The sequence below is a fragment of the Marinomonas foliarum genome, from assembly GCF_016906065.1.
GTDB lineage: Bacteria > Pseudomonadota > Gammaproteobacteria > Pseudomonadales > Marinomonadaceae > Marinomonas > Marinomonas foliarum.
Genome location: NZ_CP070273.1, coordinates 702,828 through 721,095 on the forward strand (window position 1 = coordinate 702,828; position 18,268 = coordinate 721,095).

Annotated in this window: 19 protein-coding genes; 5 read left to right on the plus strand and 14 right to left on the minus strand. The window is 42.4% G+C overall.

Features of this window, described 5'->3' with window-relative positions:
* Positions 1-324: 324 nt before the first annotated feature.
* The 8 genes from JSY38_RS03245 to JSY38_RS03280 form a co-directional block, all read right to left on the minus strand.
* The gene (locus JSY38_RS03245) at positions 325-1,077 is read right to left on the minus strand and encodes an enoyl-CoA hydratase-related protein (protein ID WP_114413526.1); all 753 of its coding nucleotides are present in this window, start codon (positions 1,075-1,077) and stop codon (positions 325-327) included.
* Positions 1,077-1,637, minus strand: coding sequence for a DUF2889 domain-containing protein (locus JSY38_RS03250; RefSeq protein ID WP_114413525.1), 561 nt, complete (start codon positions 1,635-1,637; stop codon positions 1,077-1,079). The genes JSY38_RS03245 and JSY38_RS03250 overlap by 1 nt, the downstream gene beginning before the upstream one ends.
* Before the next feature lie 37 nt (positions 1,638-1,674).
* On the minus strand, positions 1,675-3,369 hold the full coding sequence (locus tag JSY38_RS03255) for an AMP-binding protein (RefSeq protein WP_205115234.1): 1,695 nt from the start codon (positions 3,367-3,369) through the stop codon (positions 1,675-1,677).
* 103 nt (positions 3,370-3,472) lie between these two features.
* Positions 3,473-3,787 (minus strand): SCP2 sterol-binding domain-containing protein, encoded by a 315-nt coding sequence (locus JSY38_RS03260; protein ID WP_114413523.1) that lies wholly within the window; start codon positions 3,785-3,787, stop codon positions 3,473-3,475.
* Between the two features lie 76 nt (positions 3,788-3,863).
* Complete coding sequence (locus JSY38_RS03265; RefSeq protein WP_114413522.1) at positions 3,864-5,669, minus strand: acyl-CoA dehydrogenase C-terminal domain-containing protein; 1,806 nt, start codon at positions 5,667-5,669, stop codon at positions 3,864-3,866.
* Positions 5,670-5,879: 210 nt separating this feature from the next.
* Entirely contained in the window at positions 5,880-6,989 is a 1,110-nt protein-coding gene (locus JSY38_RS03270; protein ID WP_205115235.1) for a CobW family GTP-binding protein, read from the minus strand.
* Positions 6,952-7,704 (minus strand): DUF481 domain-containing protein, encoded by a 753-nt coding sequence (locus JSY38_RS03275; protein WP_205115236.1) that lies wholly within the window; start codon positions 7,702-7,704, stop codon positions 6,952-6,954. The genes JSY38_RS03270 and JSY38_RS03275 overlap by 38 nt, the downstream gene beginning before the upstream one ends.
* A gap of 228 nt (positions 7,705-7,932) precedes the next feature.
* Positions 7,933-8,463, minus strand: a complete 531-nt coding sequence (locus JSY38_RS03280) for an RNA methyltransferase (protein WP_114413519.1) — start codon at positions 8,461-8,463, stop codon at positions 7,933-7,935.
* A gap of 131 nt (positions 8,464-8,594) precedes the next feature.
* Between JSY38_RS03280 and JSY38_RS03285 the strand changes: the two genes are divergently transcribed.
* From JSY38_RS03285 to JSY38_RS03295, 3 genes are all read left to right on the plus strand, one after another.
* Complete coding sequence (locus JSY38_RS03285) at positions 8,595-9,455, plus strand: TraB/GumN family protein (RefSeq protein WP_114413518.1); 861 nt, start codon at positions 8,595-8,597, stop codon at positions 9,453-9,455.
* A gap of 211 nt (positions 9,456-9,666) precedes the next feature.
* Positions 9,667-10,959 (plus strand): NCS2 family permease, encoded by a 1,293-nt coding sequence (locus tag JSY38_RS03290; protein ID WP_114413517.1) that lies wholly within the window; start codon positions 9,667-9,669, stop codon positions 10,957-10,959.
* 131 nt (positions 10,960-11,090) lie between these two features.
* Positions 11,091-11,846, plus strand: coding sequence for a class I SAM-dependent DNA methyltransferase (locus JSY38_RS03295; RefSeq protein WP_114413516.1), 756 nt, complete (start codon positions 11,091-11,093; stop codon positions 11,844-11,846).
* 12 nt (positions 11,847-11,858) lie between these two features.
* Here JSY38_RS03295 and JSY38_RS03300 read toward each other — a convergent pair whose 3' ends face one another.
* The 3 genes from JSY38_RS03300 to JSY38_RS03310 form a co-directional block, all read right to left on the minus strand.
* Positions 11,859-12,074 carry a hypothetical protein gene (locus JSY38_RS03300; RefSeq protein WP_110573739.1) on the minus strand — a complete coding sequence of 72 codons (216 nt, stop codon included), beginning with the start codon at positions 12,072-12,074 and terminating at the stop codon, positions 11,859-11,861.
* Between the two features lie 129 nt (positions 12,075-12,203).
* Positions 12,204-13,589 carry an envelope stress sensor histidine kinase CpxA gene (gene cpxA / locus JSY38_RS03305; RefSeq protein ID WP_205115237.1) on the minus strand — a complete coding sequence of 462 codons (1,386 nt, stop codon included), beginning with the start codon at positions 13,587-13,589 and terminating at the stop codon, positions 12,204-12,206.
* Positions 13,589-14,275, minus strand: coding sequence for a response regulator (locus JSY38_RS03310; protein ID WP_114413513.1), 687 nt, complete (start codon positions 14,273-14,275; stop codon positions 13,589-13,591). Before JSY38_RS03310 ends, cpxA begins: the two co-directional genes overlap by 1 nt.
* 198 nt (positions 14,276-14,473) lie before the next feature.
* Here JSY38_RS03310 and JSY38_RS03315 point away from each other — a divergent pair, with 198 nt between their 5' ends.
* Positions 14,474-14,977, plus strand: coding sequence for a CpxP family protein (locus JSY38_RS03315; protein ID WP_205115238.1), 504 nt, complete (start codon positions 14,474-14,476; stop codon positions 14,975-14,977).
* Between the two features lie 57 nt (positions 14,978-15,034).
* On the opposite strand, the gene JSY38_RS03320 is transcribed toward JSY38_RS03315, so the two are convergent.
* Positions 15,035-15,313, minus strand: coding sequence for a hypothetical protein (locus tag JSY38_RS03320; protein ID WP_114413511.1), 279 nt, complete (start codon positions 15,311-15,313; stop codon positions 15,035-15,037).
* Positions 15,314-15,537: 224 nt separating this feature from the next.
* Here JSY38_RS03320 and JSY38_RS03325 point away from each other — a divergent pair, with 224 nt between their 5' ends.
* Complete coding sequence (locus JSY38_RS03325; protein WP_114413510.1) at positions 15,538-16,059, plus strand: hypothetical protein; 522 nt, start codon at positions 15,538-15,540, stop codon at positions 16,057-16,059.
* A gap of 84 nt (positions 16,060-16,143) precedes the next feature.
* Here JSY38_RS03325 and JSY38_RS03330 read toward each other — a convergent pair whose 3' ends face one another.
* Together JSY38_RS03330 and JSY38_RS03335 are read right to left on the minus strand one after the other, a co-directional pair.
* Positions 16,144-17,142 carry a branched-chain amino acid aminotransferase gene (locus JSY38_RS03330; RefSeq protein ID WP_114413509.1) on the minus strand — a complete coding sequence of 333 codons (999 nt, stop codon included), beginning with the start codon at positions 17,140-17,142 and terminating at the stop codon, positions 16,144-16,146.
* 199 nt (positions 17,143-17,341) lie between these two features.
* Positions 17,342-18,223: a sensor domain-containing protein gene (locus tag JSY38_RS03335; RefSeq protein WP_114413508.1), complete on the minus strand. Its 882-nt coding sequence runs from the start codon at positions 18,221-18,223 to the stop codon at positions 17,342-17,344.
* Positions 18,224-18,268 lie beyond the last annotated feature (45 nt).

Below are 18,268 nucleotides of genomic sequence, written 5' to 3' on the forward strand. Positions count from 1 at the left end.
ACTCTTTACTTAACCTCTATAGTAGTTTGGGAATGATTTTCATCAATAACAAAAAAGCGCCAGTTAACTGACAAAAATAATCACACATTAATCCGTTAAAGCAAAACAGTCTCAAGAAACAAACAATAACAGACATAATGCTTCTTGAGTTTAGTACGAATTGAAGAAAAAGATTGGACGTAAAAAGGGACAAAAAAGAGGAACAGTAATTAGAAGGCAAAAAGATACTATGTAAGAAAGGTTAAGAAATAAAAATGACCCTCCCTAGTGGCAAGATCACCTTTTGTTCTTTATATATTTCTCCTAAGAGAGCAAAGGGGAATACTATTTATTACGGGATAAAAATGCCATGAAGGCTTGATGTGCTTCCGTTGAACGCAACCGATCTTTGAAAATTCTGCCTTCTCGCATTAAAGCCATTTGTACGTCATCCTGCGCTCGATACTTTAATAGATCTTTACTTAATGCTACCGCTTCAACGGGGAGCGCTGCTGTTTTTTCCGCATAACGCAATGCTACTTTGTAGGCTTCACCTTCTTCACATATGTGGTTAATAAGCCCTAACTCATAAGCCTGTGTACCGTCTACAACCTCACCTAGGACAAGTATCTCAAAGGCTTTTTGATGGCCCACTAACTGAGGTAATAAATGGCTAGACGCTGCTTCGGGTACCAGTCCTAATTGCACAAAAGGAAACTGCAATCGTGCTTCACGAGAGGCAAGTACCAAATCACAATGCAACAACATAGTCGCACCAACACCAACAGCTCTCCCTTCCACTCCTGCTATAAGTGGCTTTTTATAACTGCTCAGCACTTGTAAAAAAGCCATAATGGCTTCCATTTTCTCTGGCGTTTGAGCAATCTGCACAAATTCATTAATGTCATTACCCGAAGAGAAATCACTTCCAGCGCCATGAATCAAGGTCACCTTTATGTCGGAATTAAGCTCTGCTCGACGTAATGCATTCGTTAATGCCTGATACATATCTAATGTAATCGCGTTTTTCTTTTCAACTCGGTCCAAGCACAAAATTTGCACACCAGACTCAATACTTTCAGTAACAAAATCACTCATTACTGACTCTCCTTTAAAGGTAAATGCAACACTTGCTCTTCAACTAATTTACGAACCATAGGGCCATCTTCTGACCAACCATGACAACTGTTGACTAACTTAATGAGTGCTGCGGGGACATGCTGAGGGTATTTTTTCCCCAAAGGCTGCCACATGGTTTGGAAAGCAGTGGTTGCTACTACCGGCAATAATTCTAATACATGGGTGCAACCGACTTTCCCACTAAAAGTCTGCTTTATCCAACGACTCCATCCAGCCTCAATACGAGTTCCTTTCAATATTTCGAAGCTAGGTGCGGCACCACCACAATTGGGAAAGGGAAAAGAATCCATTGAAACAGACACCTCTTTAATTAAAAAGGTGTCGTCTAATGTTAAACAAACCGTAATATCGTGGAAAGGACTACCTTCTGGCACCACCTCCCCATCAAATTCACGGTTAACGTCATAAGGCTTGATATCTTGCATCGTCGCTTCAATGTCCCAGAAACCATCTTCTCGTAGATAACCATAGGACTCGATAACGCGGCGATGCATTAACTTACGCTTAACCTGCGACATGCTGTGCTCCTACTTTGATGATCCACCTAACCAGAGGTTAGGCTTGTTCTTCACGTAAGGCACGACGTAGCACTTTACCCACATTGGTTTTGGGTAGTTCTTTTCGCACTTCAAAGAACTTAGGCACTTTATAGGCAGCTAAATTCTCTTTGCAGTAAAGACGTAGCTCTTTGGTATCCAGCGTCTCAACATTGGCTCTTAGAACCACAAAGGCCTTAACTGCTTCTCCCGTTTTATCATCCGGTACACCAATGGCTGCAGATTCCAAAATATCAGGGAAAGAAGACAAGCAATCTTCCACTTCAGTTGGATAAACGTTAAAGCCAGACACAATAATCATGTCTTTCGCACGATCCACTATCTGCAAGTAGCCATCAGGGTGCTGCATCGCGATATCACCCGTGATTAAAAAACCATCTTCAGTCATCACTTCACGAGTCGCTTCTTCACGGTTCCAATAACCTTTCATTACTTGAGGTCCTCGCACGCATAACATGCCAGCCTCACCTTGAGGTAGAGCTTCGCCCTCTGTGTTTTGAATCTTGATATCTGTTTGTGCAACAGCAATACCAATGGTGCCAATACGCTCTTTGCCAATCGGGTTAAAAGACACAACAGGCGAAGTTTCTGTCAAACCATAACCTTCTACCACTTGGCAGCCCGTTACTTTTTGCCACTCATCAGCAGCGGCATGCGTTAACGGCATACCGCCCGAACAAGTTAGTTTAAGGCTGGAGAAATCAAGTTCTTTAAAATCGGTATTGTTACATAGGCCAACGAACAATGTGTTTAATCCCACAAAACCAGTAAAACGCCACTTTTTAAGTTCTTTCACAAAGCCTGGTAAATCTCTTGGGTTTGGAATTAATACGCTGTGCGCGCCTTTTTCTAATAACGTCAAACCGTGAATTAGAAAGGCATAAATATGGTACAGAGGAAGTGGAGCGATATAGAGCTCAGTTCGCTCGGCCACAATCGAATTCAGTCTTGAGCCCAGCTGATTCATATTGGAAATTAGATTTGCATGGGTCAGCATTGCACCTTTCGCCACGCCCGTTGTTCCACCTGTGTATTGCAGGACAGCAATCTGCTCCAATGACATTGGTACTTTAGAAACCGCCTTGCCTTTTCCTTTAGCAAGCACATCATTCAACATAAGTGCATTAGGAATATGGTAATCAGGTACCATTTTCTTCACATACTTAACGATTGAGTTAACGAGTAAACGCTTTACAGGGGAATGGAAGTCTGCGATTTCAGTGATAATGACATGCTTGATAGTCGTTTTAGCTAATATTTTTCCGACATTGTGTGCCATATTCGCAAACACCACCAATGCCTTTACACCTGCATCATTAAACTGATGTTCCAGCTCTTTTGGTGTATATAGCGGGTTGGTATTAACAACTATCAAACCAGCTTTCATTGCACCAAACAGTACAACAGGATATTGAATAACATTAGGAAGCTGAACCGCGATACGATCACCTGGGACCAAATCGGTTTCATGTTGAAGATAAGCCGCAAATTGATCGGACTTTTCATTCAACTCACGGTAGGTAATGGTTCGTCCTACGCTGGTAAATGCAGGCAGATCAGCATATTTTTTCGACGCCAATGCCAATACATCAGGTAAAGATTTATAACCATTGGGGTTAAGCGATCCGGGTAAGTAGCTGCCTGGCGCTTTTCCAATATTTACATTGCTATTAGAAGAAGTATCCATTGTCATAAAAAGCTCCATTTGTTTTTTTTATTTAGGAGTTGGGAAGTAACAAAAGCCCAACCGCACCAATGGCAGTTGAGCTTTAAAACGTTAGCTAAACTAAATTTTCCTATTGTGGGAAGATTTGAGTCAACTTAGTCGCCAGCATAATGTCACCATCAGCACGAATTTTGCCCTGCATAAATGCTGCCATGCCATCTAATTCCCCACTCATAACTTCTTTCAGTGTGGCTAAATCCATGCTTAAGGTCACCGTTGGGTCGTCATGCTCCCCTTCTCCCATCGAGCATTTACCGTCCTCGATACTTAAGTGATAGCTGTCTGCATCGTCTAAGTCAAATTGAAACACCGCTTCCATATCGTCCGCTTCATCCGCATCAAAGCGCCCTAGCATGGATTCAAAAACTGCTTTTGCTTCACTCATAATTTTGACCTCTTTGTAATCTAGTAATATGTCATTAATGTTTGTTTGATAAAACTATCGTCAATCTAGCTACTGACTAGGCGTTAAGAAATAAGAAATTATCTTCATCCATCGCCAACAAGTTATCAGCACCAGACAACATAGCCTCTACGTGAGCGCGAGTACGTGGCAACAAACGATCATAGTAGAAAGTTGCTGTTTGCAGTTTGGCAGTGTAAAAGCCAACTTCATCTGTGCCTTCGTCTAATTTAGTCTGTGCAGTGACAGCCATGCGAGCCCAGAAGTAAGCCAATACAACATAGCCGGAGAACATCAAATAATCGACAGACGCTGCGCCCACTTCATCTTTGTTGCGCATGGCTTTCATGCCGACTTTCATCGTCACATCGCCCCATTCACTATTCAGTTTATCCAGAGCGGTGATGTAAGATTTAACACGCTTATCACCTTTGTGCTCTTTACAGAACTTATGGATAATTTTAGTGAAACGACGCAATGTTGCACCTTGAGTCATTAGTACTTTTCGACCTAATAGATCCAAGGCCTGAATGCCTGTTGTACCTTCGTACAACATCGAAATACGGCAATCACGAACGTTCTGCTCCATACCCCATTCAGCAATAAAACCATGACCACCAAATACTTGTAGACCATGATTGGCAGATTCAAAACCAGTTTCAGTTAGAAAGGCTTTAGCAATCGGAGTCAGTAAAGACATCAATTCATCTGCCTCTTCTTTCTCTTCTTTAGAGCCCTTCTTAGTGATGTCTACTAGCTTAGAACAGTAATGAATCAATGCTCGACCACCTTCTGCAAAGGCTTTCTGAGTAAGCAGCATTCGACGAACGTCTGGGTGAACAATGATAGGGTCAGCGGCTTTTTCTGGTGCTTTTGGACCAGATAACGCACGCATTTGTAGTCGATCTTTCGCGTAGGCAACGGAGTTTTGCAATGCCCATTCGGCATGCGCCAAGCCTTGTAAAGCAGTACCAAGACGAGCGGTATTCATGAAGGTAAACATGCAATTCAAACCACGGTTGGCTTCACCGATTAAGAAACCTTTCGCACCGTCAAAATTCATTACGCAAGTCGCATTACCATGAATGCCCATTTTGTGTTCGATAGAACCACAAGACACCTGGTTACGATCCGCCATTTCACCTGCGTCATCGACATTGTGTTTTGGTACGATAAATAAAGAGATGCCTTTGGTACCAGCAGGAGCATCAGGTAAACGAGCCAATACAATATGGACGATGTTATCTGCCATATCATGCTCACCTGCGGAGATAAAGATTTTAGTACCAGTAATGGCGTAGCTGCCATCATCTTGTGGCTCGGCTTTGGTTTTCAACATTCCAAGGTCAGTACCACAATGAGGCTCAGTCAGACACATGGTGCCTGTCCACTCGCCAGAAACGAGTTTTGTTAGATAAGTTTGTTTTTGTTCATCTGTGCCGTGTAGCTCGATAGTGTTCATCGCGCCATGGCTTAAGCCTGGGTACATACCCCATGACCAGTTTGATGTGGCGATCATTTCCGTCACCATCATACCAAGGGAATCTGGTAAGCCTTGTCCACCCACTGCTTCAGGATGCGACAATGAAGGCCAGCCGCCTTCAACATATTGCTGATAGGCTTCTTTAAAACCTTCTGGTGTTGTCACAACACCATCTTTGAACTGACAACCTTGTTGATCACCAACACGGTTTAGAGGAGAAAGCACTCGCTCGGCAAATTTAGCACCCTCTTCTAGAATGGCTGCCACCATATCCGGCGTCGCTTCTTCGGCACCTGCTAACTTAGCGTAGTGCCCATGAAAGTCGAGAACTTCTTCGGTGACGAATTTGATATCGCGTAACGGAGCTTTATATTCAGGCATGGCCTATGACCTCTTATTGTTTTTATCCATCTGTTCCAATTGGAACCTCTTATGTTAGAAAGGTTCCTCTATCAGAGACATTCTCTCAATAACAAAAGGTGCCAAAGTTAATGACAAAATAGACCAAGACCGTATATCTTTGTTTCAAACTAGGGAATTAATAAGCAAAGAAAGCAAACAAGGTTAGTCTAAACTCACAATATCATGCAGCTAAATTAACGCCTCACAGCCTACTTTCACTTTATCAGGCCATTTTCCATCAATACTACCAATTACCTCCATCCTACTTACTTCCTTCCATGGGGCAACAGTCGAGCGAACTTCTCCACGCGCAAAATTGACAAAAACGGCCTCACTAGGATTAAGAGCAAAAACGCCTTTGACTCGATAAACGCCCTCTTGCAATGCAATTAGACGAATCATCGATAGCAGTTTGTCACTGTCGACGTATTCACCGACGGCCCAATACCATCCCAAAACCTGCATAGAATCTTGCTGCTTTTGGTAATAATAACGCCCGTGATCGCTCAACTCTCTTTTTATGTCTTTTCTTAAATCAGAGACAGGTAAATAACTTTCATGAAGGCCAGTACCTCGTATATAAGAATGATTAGTAAAACGAGAAGAAACAAAGATTTCCGTTAAGCCAATATCTAACGCCGTAGCGTCCAATTTCATCGGATCCGATTTAAAAACAACAGGGGGCGATGATGGCATAAAACACTGGCTTAAATACTGATCTACAGCATCAAAGTCTTGCGACTGATAACGATCAACATGGCTTAATACAATGCCGTGAGCAGATTCGACTTGATCTTTAAAAATAACGTGATTGGTATAACGTTCATCGTGAAGAGTACGAGCATCTAGGACGCAAAAAACGCCACTAAGCAACAACACATCACTGTATATATGACCGCGCAGTTGTTGAATAATTTGCTTCGGATGACCAAGACCAGATGGCTCAATAAAAATGCGATCTGGGTTATATTTACGAATCAATTGATTCAAACCCTGCTGAAACGCAGCTGACGTGGTGCAACAAACACAACCACCAGCCACCTCAGCAATAGCAACACCTAAATCAGAGTAAAACGCACCATCTAGGCCAATATCACCAAATTCATTTACCAGCACAGCCCATCTCTCATTGGCCGGGGATTGCTCTAGTAAATGACGAATTAACGTCGTCTTACCAGCGCCTAAAAACCCCGTCACCAATGTGACTTTTATTCCCTGATAGCGCATGTTTTCGGAAGTCTCGTAGTACAGTAGGTGTACGCTAGAAAGTATAAGAGAAAATGACACTGGCGGTGCCATCAGTCTTCTTTTTATCTTCTAATGCGATGCTATTATGAGTAAGACTATAAGCTGCTTTCATGTGCAGATTACCTATAAGCTTTACTCTAACAGAAGTTTCAGATTTCGAAGTAGAGTTTTTATTACTCTCTAATGCCGCATCAGTACTTATTCCCTGCTGAAATGTCACATTAGGGTTAATTTCATATTTATATTGAAGTTCCACATGAACAATCGCTATTTTATCCTCTTCTCCCTCATCCGTTTGACTAAAAGAGTAACCTGGTCCTGCGCTATAATCTAAGAAAGAAGATTCATCCTCAAATATTCGTCCTGAGTAACCAACAGAGATAGAGTTCTGATATTCATAGCCACTAAATCGGTCATCAGTATAAGAGCCATAAACAAACACAGAACTGTTCTCTTCGCTCAATTTGTAGTCACTTTGGGCTGACAAAAACGTCTTGTGAGCTGTGGTTTTGGTTTCAGATTCGCCTTCATTTTTACTACGTTTATATAAAAAGTCTCCTTGGTATTTTGCCTTCCACTCTTTGAAGTCTTGTTTTATCGTTGCTTTAGTTCTCAATGCAGAACTTTCCGTATTACCGGTAATAGAAATAAGCCCTAATTCTAGCTCGAGACTTAAAGGCTCTAGCGGTGCAGGTGGCTCCTCAGCATAGCTTAATGTTGCGAAGTAAGCCCCAAAAGCAAGCACTACAGTTCTTAAAGGCTTCATCTGGATGTGTTCCTTCTATCTCATCAAACAAATTATATCTTGGCGACAAAGAAATTTTACTGAAGGTTTTAACTGATTAAATAGGCTTTCACCTTCCTTCCAAATAACGCCATTAGACTCAACAGACATTTTTGCATTGATAACAAACCATCACAGTCAACTTACTGCTAACTATATGAAAAATATTGGATAAAATAATGACCAAACAGACATACTTACACAACACATTCAAATGTTATTGCGAACCTTCACATTGTTGTTAACGTCTTTGCTTTGGCGGATAAGATCATCTCCAGCCTCTGCACGGTCAGATTTAGCCAGGCGATCATAGAGCAATACATTGACCGAGGCAGCCAAATTCATACAACCTACCGTAGGAACAAAGACCACAAAGTCAGCTCGATCGACGACTCTCTGATCAATAGTCCCGTCTTCTGGCCCAAAGATATACAAGGCCTTTTCTGGATGCTGAAAGCGTGGCAGTGGCGTAGCACCTTGAATCAAATCGACACACACAATTTTGGTCCCTTCTGCTACCGCCTCCGAAAGCGTTATCACACCAAGTGATTCAATATTTATTAACGGAATCGAGGACGTTGCTTTTTTTGTATCAGTAGACATTTTAGCCGCTCGATCATAGCGTTGACCTGAATACAGAACTTGGTCAACCTGATAACAACCCGCAGCCCTCATAACAGAGCCAACGTTGGAAATACTTTTAGGATTGGTTAGCCCTATAGACACGAACTCTTTTTTCATCGAAGATTTACTACATTAGTATTGATAGATATCCAGCATAATAGCACTTTTCATCACAACAACGGCCTGAATAAATGACATAACCGAACACTGACATCTGGGCTTTCTATTTACCTTAATCAGGGAAAAACATGAAACTTCTCAAAAAATTTGGTCTTACTTTACTGGCGGCCGCCACCTTTCAAACCCAAGCTGCTTCCGTATGGAAAGTTACATCTGGCACAAATACACTTTATATTGGCGGCACCATTCACCTGCTCACACCCCAAGACTACCCTCTTCCTAAAGAATACGAACAGGCCTACCAAGCAGCTAATAAAGTAGTGTTTGAAACCAACATGGACACTATCAGCCAACCAGGGTTTAAACGAAAAATGCAGGAAGCGTTGTCCTATTCAGATGGCACAACCATTGACGAAATACTCTCGGCAGATACGTTTAGCGCACTTAGAGCGTATCTAGAGAGTCGACAGATTCCCTTCACAGCAGTACAAAACCTCAAGCCCAGCGCGCTGGCCATTTCCCTTAGCCTAATAGAGCTAAGATACCTCGGATTTACCAGTGAAGGAGTTGATCAGTTTTATGCACAAAAAGCTCAGCAAGACCAAAAAGCACAAGGCTGGCTAGAAGAACCAGAAACTCAAATCGATGTGCTCAGCGACCTACAGGAACAAGACAATGACGCAGTGGTTAACTACGCCCTTGACGACATCAAAGACATGTCAAAAACCATGACGGACTTACGTGAAAGCTGGCGCAAAGGCGATGTAGAAACCATGGCAAGAATAGAGTTAGAAGATTTCCAAACAGACTATCCAGATATTTATCATTCATTATTGGTACAACGAAACAATCTTTGGATACCACAGATTGAAAACATGCTACATGACGATAACATCGAATTTATAATGGTGGGCGCCATGCACCTTGCCGGTCCAGACAGCCTACTAAAAAAACTCACAGCCAATGGTTACCAAGTTACACGATTATAATTTAATCAAGATAAGTAGTTCAAAGCACACCAAGGGAATACGAAAAAGTCAGTGAATGGCTTTTTTTTCGCTTATATTCAGTATAAAAGTGATTATTTGTTTCGATTTAGCTCCCAAATCCAGCCTATTTTTTTTATACTTGCGGCCGAAATAAGAGACTGACCAAATGATCAGTTAATACACTTCCCTCGGTGAATATTAAGGTCCCCTCATGCTCGAACGTTATTTTCAACTAAAAGCGCACAACACCACGGTACGCAATGAAGTTGTTGGCGGTATCACTACCTTCCTAACAATGGCCTACATTATCTTTGTTAACCCTTCTATTCTTGCCCAGGCTGGCATGGATCAGGGCGCAGTATTTGTTGCGACCTGTCTTGCTGCCGCCGTTGGTTGCTTGATCATGGGCTTATACGCAAACTACCCAATCGCTCTAGCTCCAGGAATGGGACTGAATGCTTTTTTCACTTACGGCGTAGTATTAGGCATGGGCTACACGTGGGAACAAGCTCTAGGTGCGGTTTTCCTATCTGGTATACTTTTTATCTTTATCAGTATTTTTCGACTACGCGAATGGGTTATTAATGCCATTCCGTCTTCGCTAAAACTGGGTATTGCTGCGGGTATCGGTCTTTTCCTAGCTATGATTGCTCTGCAAAATTCCGGCATCATTGTGAAAAACCCTGCAACCATGGTGTCATTGGGCGATCTATCTTCTCCTTCTGCCATCTATGGCCTATTAGGCTTTTTTGTTATCTGTGCTTTGGCGTACTTGAACGTGACTGGTGCAGTAATGATCGGCATTCTGTTCGTGACTATCTTGTCTATGCTATTTGGTCAAAATGAATTCGGCGGCTTGGTTTCTGCACCACCTTCCATTGCACCAACATTCCTTGCAATGGACATAGAAGGTGCTTTCCAAATCAGCATGTTAAGCGTCATTTTCGCTTTCTTCTTCGTTGATTTATTTGATACATCAGGCACCCTAATTGGTGTTGGCCAACGAGGCGGTTTATTAGACAAAGACGGCAAACTACCGCGTTTGAAAAAAGCCTTATTGGCTGACTCTGGCGCAACCGTAGTGGGCGCAGCACTAGGTACTTCTTCTACTACAAGTTACATTGAAAGTGCATCAGGCGTTGCTGCTGGTGGTCGTACCGGTTTAACCGCAGTGGTTGTTGCCTTGTTGTTCATCCTTAGCTTGTTCTTCGCGCCATTAGCTGGATCTATTCCTGCTTACGCTACGGCAGGCGCTCTGATGTACGTAGCAGTACTTATGACAAGCAGTCTTGCTCACGTTGATTGGGATGACATCACCGAAGCTGCTCCAGTGTTAATTGCCGCTTTTACCATGCCATTAACCTACTCAATCGCAGATGGTATTGCGCTGTCTTTTATTAGCTACGCAGTAATCAAACTACTATCAGGCCAAGGCAAACAAGTTGGTGTTGCAGTTTATCTGTTAGCGGCTTTGTTTATCGCCAAATTCTTTATCTTCGTCTAAACAAGATAACGAAAGCCGCATAAAAAAACAGGAGCAAGGTCCGCCTTTGCTCCTGTTTTTTTTCGGCTTCGCAAAACTCACAAACTACTATATGATGCGCCTTCGATTTTCCCTCTTCAAGTGAACAACACATGTCTGACAACGCGCTCTACACGGACCTATCCGGCTACTACGATTTAATGTGTGCGGATATTAACTATCAGGCACAAAGCAATAGCGCTCACAGGTTTCATCAAATTTTTGGCAATGGTGGAAAGCGACATTTGGATTTAGCCTGTGGAACAGGACCACATATCCAGCACTTTCAGTATGAAGGCTATGAATGCAGTGGCTTAGACATTAATCAGCCAATGTTGGATTTAGCTCTGCAGCGTTGCCCAGATGGGCTCTTCACGCTAGGAAATATGTGCGATTACACCACGGCCGAACCTTACGACTTAATTACCTGTTTTCTGTATTCTATTCATTACAGCGGAGACTTAAAAAGTCTAAAAAACTGTATCGAAAGCACTCATAAAGCGCTCAAAACTGGTGGGGTATTTTGTTTCAACTCAGTCGATAAGAACCATATAGACAATAACCTATCGACAAAACACAGCGTCGACTATGAAAACAGTGTCTTTTCATTTGGGTCTTCTTGGTTTTACCGAGGTGAAGGCGAAAAACAAACTCTCAAGCTTAGTATTGATAAAACAACGCTCGATCAAACCCAACAATGGACCGATGAACACCCAATGGTGGCGTTAAGTTTCACAGAACTGCAAAACATCTTGGCGCCGTATTTTGATGTTCATGTATTTGAACACGAGCACGACAAAATCGCGGCTTGGGATCAGCTTTCTGGAAACGCTATTTTTGTGTGTATCAAAAAAGAAAACGCGAATTGACCTGAAGAACGATTAGTTCATCGAACGGTATTTCAAAATCAAACTAATAATTTCATGATCGCTAACGGTAGAAGACAAGGACTCATTGATAGAGCGTCTTTGTGGTAAACGGATATTGAATTTACTTTTTAGTAATCCAACGACTTGCGAATCAGAATTAGGGTCAAAGGATTGACTGGCAAAAATGCTAATGCGCTGTAAAAGGAACTCTTTTGCAGTATTTATCATGTATTTCCTATAATTTTTGGGAAAGCGACAAAGCGACGTAAAGTAAAAACAATTAACGCCACCCGAGCTTGCTTCTAATATGGGCCGGATTAATCGCTTTGTCTACAAATGCTTTCCCTTAATTGAAATTTATAAGGTCACTTGCAAAGGTAATGTTATCTCAACCAACAATCCCCCCAGTGAACTACGGGCTGCACGAACCGCTCCCTGATGCTGACGAATGGCATTTTCAGTAATCGCCAAACCTAGGCCTGTGCCGCCACTGCTCCTATCTCGGGCGGTTGAGACACGATAAAAAGGTCGAAAAATAGAATCCAGTTCATCATCAGGAACCCCTTCACCATCATCCTCCACTTTAATAAACAAGGTATCAGCCTTGGCTTCTAAAGAAACTTGAATCTGATGCTTCCCATAATGGATCGCATTACGAATGACATTTTCTAATGCGCTCATTAATAACTCAGGGTGGCAAACAATCAAACACTCTGGAACATTAGAAACACTCAGCACCTTGCCCATCTGTTCGGCTTCAAATTGACTGTCTCCTAACAACCCATCACAAAGACTAGAAAGCGGTTGAGCTTCTCGCTTCAAATGGCTGTCCACCTGCATACTAGATAGTTCCAGTAGCTTACCTATCATTTGCTCTAGCCGCTGTGCTTCGGTGTCAATTCGGGTCAAATCAGGGCTGTCTCCCAGCTTTCGTTTTGCCAATGCTTGCGCCATTCTCAATCGAGTTAAAGGCGATCGTAGCTCATGAGAAATATCAGACAGCAAACGTTGTTGACGAGAAATCATCATATTTACAGCTTCTACCATTTGGTTAAAGCTGGCTCCTGCTTGGCGAAATTCAGAGGTGCCTTTTTCAAGTTCAGGATCGATTTCAAATACCCCATGCGCCACACGTTGTGCCGCCTTTTCTAGCCGTCGCGCTGGCTGACTTAAAGCCCACGCCAACCAAAGTAACAAAGGAGTACTGACAAACATAACCGCTAATAACAAGCGGAACGGATGATCAAATAATTGGATTAAAAAGTGTGGTGGCTCACTCCAACGCGTTCCGACATACAAAAAGTAATTGCCCCTAGCCAAACGAACAGGAAGCGGGCCCGAAATCATAGTGCGGCCATACAGCCTTTGTTGAGGGCTCTGAGGGTTATCAATTGTCGTCACAAAGTTGCGCAGCGCTTTATAACTAAAGTCTGGGCGGCGATCTGTAGTAATCACATTGCCATCAAGATCCGTAATAAAAAGCCGCAACCGATTATCACCACCTCGATGAGACCAACCTTCCAATTGATGCAGCACCGGCTCTATGCTCTGCTCAGCAGCAAAAGCACGCTCGGCTCTGTCCCTAATTTCCACCATACGATCATAATATGGGGGTGGAATATCACGAGGTTTACGCGGATCAAAGTGAGGTAATGCTAATACGGCCAAAATAACTAAACACATGGTAAACCAGAAAATAGCAAAGATACGGCCATATAAACTGGTGATTTTTGGAAGCCTCATTACTCTCCCTCCACCAGCAAATAACCACGCCCACGCAGGGTTTTAATGCGTGGCTTTGCATTAGGCCAGTCTGGTAATTTTTTGCGCAAATTAGACACATGCATATCGACAGCACGATCAAACGCCGCCAACCTTTTGCCTAGGACATCCAAGCTTAGCTCTTCTTTTGTTAACACCTTGCCCGGATGCAGTACAAAGTAATGCAGCAACGCAAATTCCGTACTGGTCAAATCCAATAAATCACCATTGCAAAAAGCTTCTAAACGCCCCGGATACAATTTAACGTCCCGATACACAACCGCATCGTTTTGGGTCTGCCCTTTACTGGCTTGGGTGCGTCTCAAGATCGCCCTAATTCTTGCTAGAAGCTCGCGCTCACTAAAAGGCTTAGGTAAATAATCATCTGCACCCAATTCAAGGCCAATCACACGGTCAATTTCTTCACCTTTGGCCGTCAGCATCAATACAGGTACATCCCATTTCTCGCGTAATTGCTTAAGCGTCTCAAAACCATTCAATTTAGGCATCATCACATCAAGCAACACCAAATCGACACTATCATCCATGGAAGCCAAACCTTCAACGCCATCATAAGCGGTCGAAACGACGCAGCTTTCAAAAGACAAAACTTCCTTGAGCAAATCGCTCAATTCAACATCGTCATCAATAATCAAAATATGAGGCATGAAAAATTCCTAAAACGGTACATACACATCGAATCAATAAGCCTATTTTACGTCGAAAAACACACCATAGAGCCACCTTTACGATACTTTACCTTGCACAGACGTCAGTTTACCTAGCAACCTCTATTCTACTTCCATGCGTTCAGAACGCAGTATTTATTTACTCTAGCAACTACCTAGTATGGAAGGAAAAGTCCTATGAAAATATCTAAGAAACTTATTTTAGCCTCTGTTGTTTTACCTCTAATCATAAGCACTAGTGCATTTGCCTTTGGCGGAAAAAACCACAAAGGACCTCATGAAGAATGCCGCCCAGGGTTTGGCTTTGATCGTGGCATTATGAAAGACTTAGATTTAACAGACACTCAAAAAGACCAACTTAAAACCCTTCGTCAGGCCAATAAAGATGAAATTAAAAAGCGTTTCAGCGAGAACAAACCAAAAGCAGAAATGAGAGCAGAACGAACCCAAAAAATGAATGACGTATTACTAGCTGATACATTTGACCCGGCAAAAGCAACGGCCCTTGCTCAAGCGTTTGTTAACAAGCAGGTAGAGCGTCAAGTTGACATGCTAAGTAAACAACACAAAATGCTAAGCATCTTAACGCCCGATCAGAAAGCCAAGTTCGTCGAACTACAGAAAGAACACATGGAAGATTGTAACGACATGGCTCGTCACAAAGGCAAAGATAGAAAATAATCGGTCTTCAACAACAAAACGGCCAGTTGGCCGTTTTGTTTTCAACTAAGCATACTCTTAGTTTCGCTTCCAGATCCTTGCTACAGCTCGGTCACTACCGAGTAAACCGACAACCTCACAGACCAAACCTGTTAACGAGAACAATAAAATAGGAATAATACCCGCTGCTTCACCCGTCATCATAGTCACAACCAAAGAAGCTGACGCAATAACAAAACAAAGCGCCCCCAATACAATCAATATTATGCGGTGCGATTTTTTGTATTCATACTCACCAACCCCTGACTCAAACATAGCCAATAATGGTGCACAAAGTTGTCTCATTGCCTTTTTCATAATGCCTTCTTCACTAATTAGAGGAGTTTTAACACACTCACCAAAAATTTTCTTCTATATAGAACACCTTTTATATCATCACGTTGGACGAAAAATTAGGATAACAAGTAAAAAACTTTACAATATTTGATTAAAGTTTGCCTGAACCCAACCGATTATGAGGGAGTAAGAATCAAGTTAGCACATGATACCGATTCCCATTTTTAGAATTTGCGGAGAAAAATATGAAAAATATTATTGCAACAGGAATTGCAGCGACAGCAATATCCTTGTCTATGAACGCAAACGCGTCTCCAATGACGTATATTGATTATACAATGGGCAACATTGATTATGATAACGGTGCAGATGACGGTGATTATTCTGCATTTACTGTATCTATCGATACACTCATTATTCCACTCATTTCAGTAGAATCTATCGATTTTAACGATGCTGATATCTTGAAATTCGGTATAGGCGCTTCTGCTGGTATTGGCCGTGTTAGCCAGATATATGGACTCGTTCACTACAACGACTACGATGATGAAGATTCAGATTTTAGCTTTAGAGTTGGTTTCAATAGCTCGCTAGCAGATCGTCTAGAGCTAAGACTTTCACACACCATGTACTCGGATATGGACTCTTTGGACAACACCAAATTGTCCCTAGGCTACTATTTCACTCGAAACTTCTCATTAGCAGGAAACTATCAGACAGCAGACGATTACAATATTCTTTCTGCAACAGCACGATTGAGCTTCTAAAGTTATATCACCGACTGTCGATCATAAAAAAGGGCTGGAGTTAAAAACTTCAGCCCTTTTTTCTATCTATAACTTTCTATCAGATTAGCAAACTTTCGTTAACCAGTTATGCTTATCTTCTGCTTTACCCCATTGAATATCATTCAATGCTTGGCGGAGCTTCTGAGCAATAGGACCTGGTTCACCAGTACCAACTTGATACTCTTTATCATTATGGATAAAAGTCCCCACAGAGGTTAATACCGCCGCCGTACCAGACAATACTGCTTCCACTTCTGGCTTAGCTGAGCGCTCTAACAATTCAGCTACTGTCAAATCACGCTCAGTAACTGTCATGCCCAAATCAGCAGCAAGAGTCAGAATAGAAGAACGAGTTACGCCGTGTAGGAAAGAAGAATCCAAGCCTTTCGTGATGATCTCATTGCCATCGATTAGCAAGAAGTTAGCCGCGCCCGTTTCTTGTACATCGCCATTTGGACAGAACAAGATTTGGTCTGCTTGCACTTCTTCTTTTGCTTTAGAGATAGGGCCCAACGAACTTGCGTAGTTACCGCCACTCTTGATCATGCCCATATGAGGCGCGCAACGCATACCAGTTTCATCTAACAAAAGACGAAGTGCTTTCGCACCACCAGTGAAATAATCACCCACTGGAGACAACAACACATACAACATAGAAGTTGCCGTTGGCGCAGTAGCTTTACCCACCGCTGCTTCTGTTCCAATATGAGTTGGACGAATATACATAGACCCAGGTGGCTCAGGAACATCACTGCCGTATTCAGCAACCACATCGACAATCATTTTAGCGACTTGCTCTTCATTAATAGTTGGCAAAGACAAAAGGCGGCTACTTTGCGCTAGGCGCTTAATGTTTTGATCCATTCGAAACACATGCACACTTCCATCTTCATGGCGAAACGCTTTTAACCCTTCAAAACACGTGCTTGAGTAATGTAAGACGTGAGCACCTGGATGCAACTGAATGCTGTCCGATGTCACAACACTTTCTTCGTTCCATTTACCATTTTCGAATGTTGCCAATGCCATCTTAGGCATGAACACGCTACCAAAAGCCGCCATTATTGTTTCCTATGTCGTTAAATGATTACGATACCGATCATCACAAGCGGTACCATCAAAGCCAAGAATTTATTTTTTAACCAATCTGTAAATAGTAAAACGGAAATCAGCCTGAAGAAAGTAAATCGTCAAACTCAAATCAAACGAAAGGTATATTTCCAGTATATTTGCTAATTTAAAGAAGAGATAGAGGGATACATCATTCAGAAATGGATAATACTGTACGATTACCGCCATCATTTTTCGCAATATACATAGCGTTATCTGCGTATTGCACCAACTCCAACGGCTCTTTACCGTTTTCAGGGAAACGAGCAACACCAATACTAGCCGACACCTTCACCGACATACCATCAATCACAAACTCGTTCGCCAGTTCAGCACGAACTTTTTCTGCAACAGACAACATACCGTCAGCGTTATTAACCTTGTTTAAAATAATCAAAAACTCATCGCCTCCCAAACGACCCACCGTATCAGATTTACGCACACAGTCGCCTAGCCTTTTGGCAATTTGCTGCAGTAATAAATCGCCAACAGCGTGCCCGCGAGCATCGTTAACACCTTTAAAACCATCTATATCGATAAACAACACAGACAAGCCAACCTTCTCTCTCTCAGCAAGAGACAACGACGACTGCAAACGGTCTAACAGTAAGGTTCTATTAGGCAGACAAGTTAGATCATCATGACCTGCTGCGTATAACAACTGCGCTTCCATCTTTTTACGCTCAGTAATATCGTGAGCAACCGCGATACGAACTTGGTGCTCTTCAGACCACCTAGCAGACCAAAGTACATTGACCACTTCACCATTTTTACGAACCCAACGGTTTTCAAAACGAGGCTGAGTCTGACCCGAAATAATAGTATTGACCGTATCGAGAGTTTTTACCTTATCTTCTGGGTAAACCATACGCACCATAGGTGTTCCAATAACTTCCTCTGGTGAATACCCAAACATGTCTTCAAACGCCGCACTAACAAAGACAAAATACCCTTCACGATCGACAATACAAACCGCATCTAGCATCAGCTCCATTACATCAGCAAGGTCAATATTGAGTTCTTTGTTATTCATAAAGCCGCACACCTGAAAACACAACAGTGTCATTGTGAAAGGGTA

Excerpts from the sequence above, each read along its gene's own strand:
- JSY38_RS03245 (WP_114413526.1), bottom strand. The coding sequence starts at position 1,077 with ATGAGTGATTTTGTTACTGAAAGTATTGAGTCTGGTGTGCAAATTTTG.
- JSY38_RS03250 (WP_114413525.1), bottom strand. The coding sequence starts at position 1,637 with ATGTCGCAGGTTAAGCGTAAGTTAATGCATCGCCGCGTTATCGAGTCC.
- JSY38_RS03255 (WP_205115234.1), bottom strand. The coding sequence starts at position 3,369 with ATGACAATGGATACTTCTTCTAATAGCAATGTAAATATTGGAAAAGCG.
- JSY38_RS03260 (WP_114413523.1), bottom strand. The coding sequence starts at position 3,787 with ATGAGTGAAGCAAAAGCAGTTTTTGAATCCATGCTAGGGCGCTTTGAT.
- JSY38_RS03265 (WP_114413522.1), bottom strand. The coding sequence starts at position 5,669 with ATGCCTGAATATAAAGCTCCGTTACGCGATATCAAATTCGTCACCGAA.
- JSY38_RS03270 (WP_205115235.1), bottom strand. The coding sequence starts at position 6,989 with ATGGCACCGCCAGTGTCATTTTCTCTTATACTTTCTAGCGTACACCTA.
- JSY38_RS03275 (WP_205115236.1), bottom strand. The coding sequence starts at position 7,704 with ATGAAGCCTTTAAGAACTGTAGTGCTTGCTTTTGGGGCTTACTTCGCA.
- JSY38_RS03280 (WP_114413519.1), bottom strand. The coding sequence starts at position 8,463 with ATGAAAAAAGAGTTCGTGTCTATAGGGCTAACCAATCCTAAAAGTATT.
- JSY38_RS03285 (WP_114413518.1), top strand. The coding sequence starts at position 8,595 with ATGAAACTTCTCAAAAAATTTGGTCTTACTTTACTGGCGGCCGCCACC.
- JSY38_RS03290 (WP_114413517.1), top strand. The coding sequence starts at position 9,667 with ATGCTCGAACGTTATTTTCAACTAAAAGCGCACAACACCACGGTACGC.
- JSY38_RS03295 (WP_114413516.1), top strand. The coding sequence starts at position 11,091 with ATGTCTGACAACGCGCTCTACACGGACCTATCCGGCTACTACGATTTA.
- JSY38_RS03300 (WP_110573739.1), bottom strand. The coding sequence starts at position 12,074 with ATGATAAATACTGCAAAAGAGTTCCTTTTACAGCGCATTAGCATTTTT.
- cpxA (WP_205115237.1), bottom strand. The coding sequence starts at position 13,589 with ATGAGGCTTCCAAAAATCACCAGTTTATATGGCCGTATCTTTGCTATT.
- JSY38_RS03310 (WP_114413513.1), bottom strand. The coding sequence starts at position 14,275 with ATGCCTCATATTTTGATTATTGATGACGATGTTGAATTGAGCGATTTG.
- JSY38_RS03315 (WP_205115238.1), top strand. The coding sequence starts at position 14,474 with ATGAAAATATCTAAGAAACTTATTTTAGCCTCTGTTGTTTTACCTCTA.
- JSY38_RS03320 (WP_114413511.1), bottom strand. The coding sequence starts at position 15,313 with ATGAAAAAGGCAATGAGACAACTTTGTGCACCATTATTGGCTATGTTT.
- JSY38_RS03325 (WP_114413510.1), top strand. The coding sequence starts at position 15,538 with ATGAAAAATATTATTGCAACAGGAATTGCAGCGACAGCAATATCCTTG.
- JSY38_RS03330 (WP_114413509.1), bottom strand. The coding sequence starts at position 17,142 with ATGGCGGCTTTTGGTAGCGTGTTCATGCCTAAGATGGCATTGGCAACA.
- JSY38_RS03335 (WP_114413508.1), bottom strand. The coding sequence starts at position 18,223 with ATGAATAACAAAGAACTCAATATTGACCTTGCTGATGTAATGGAGCTG.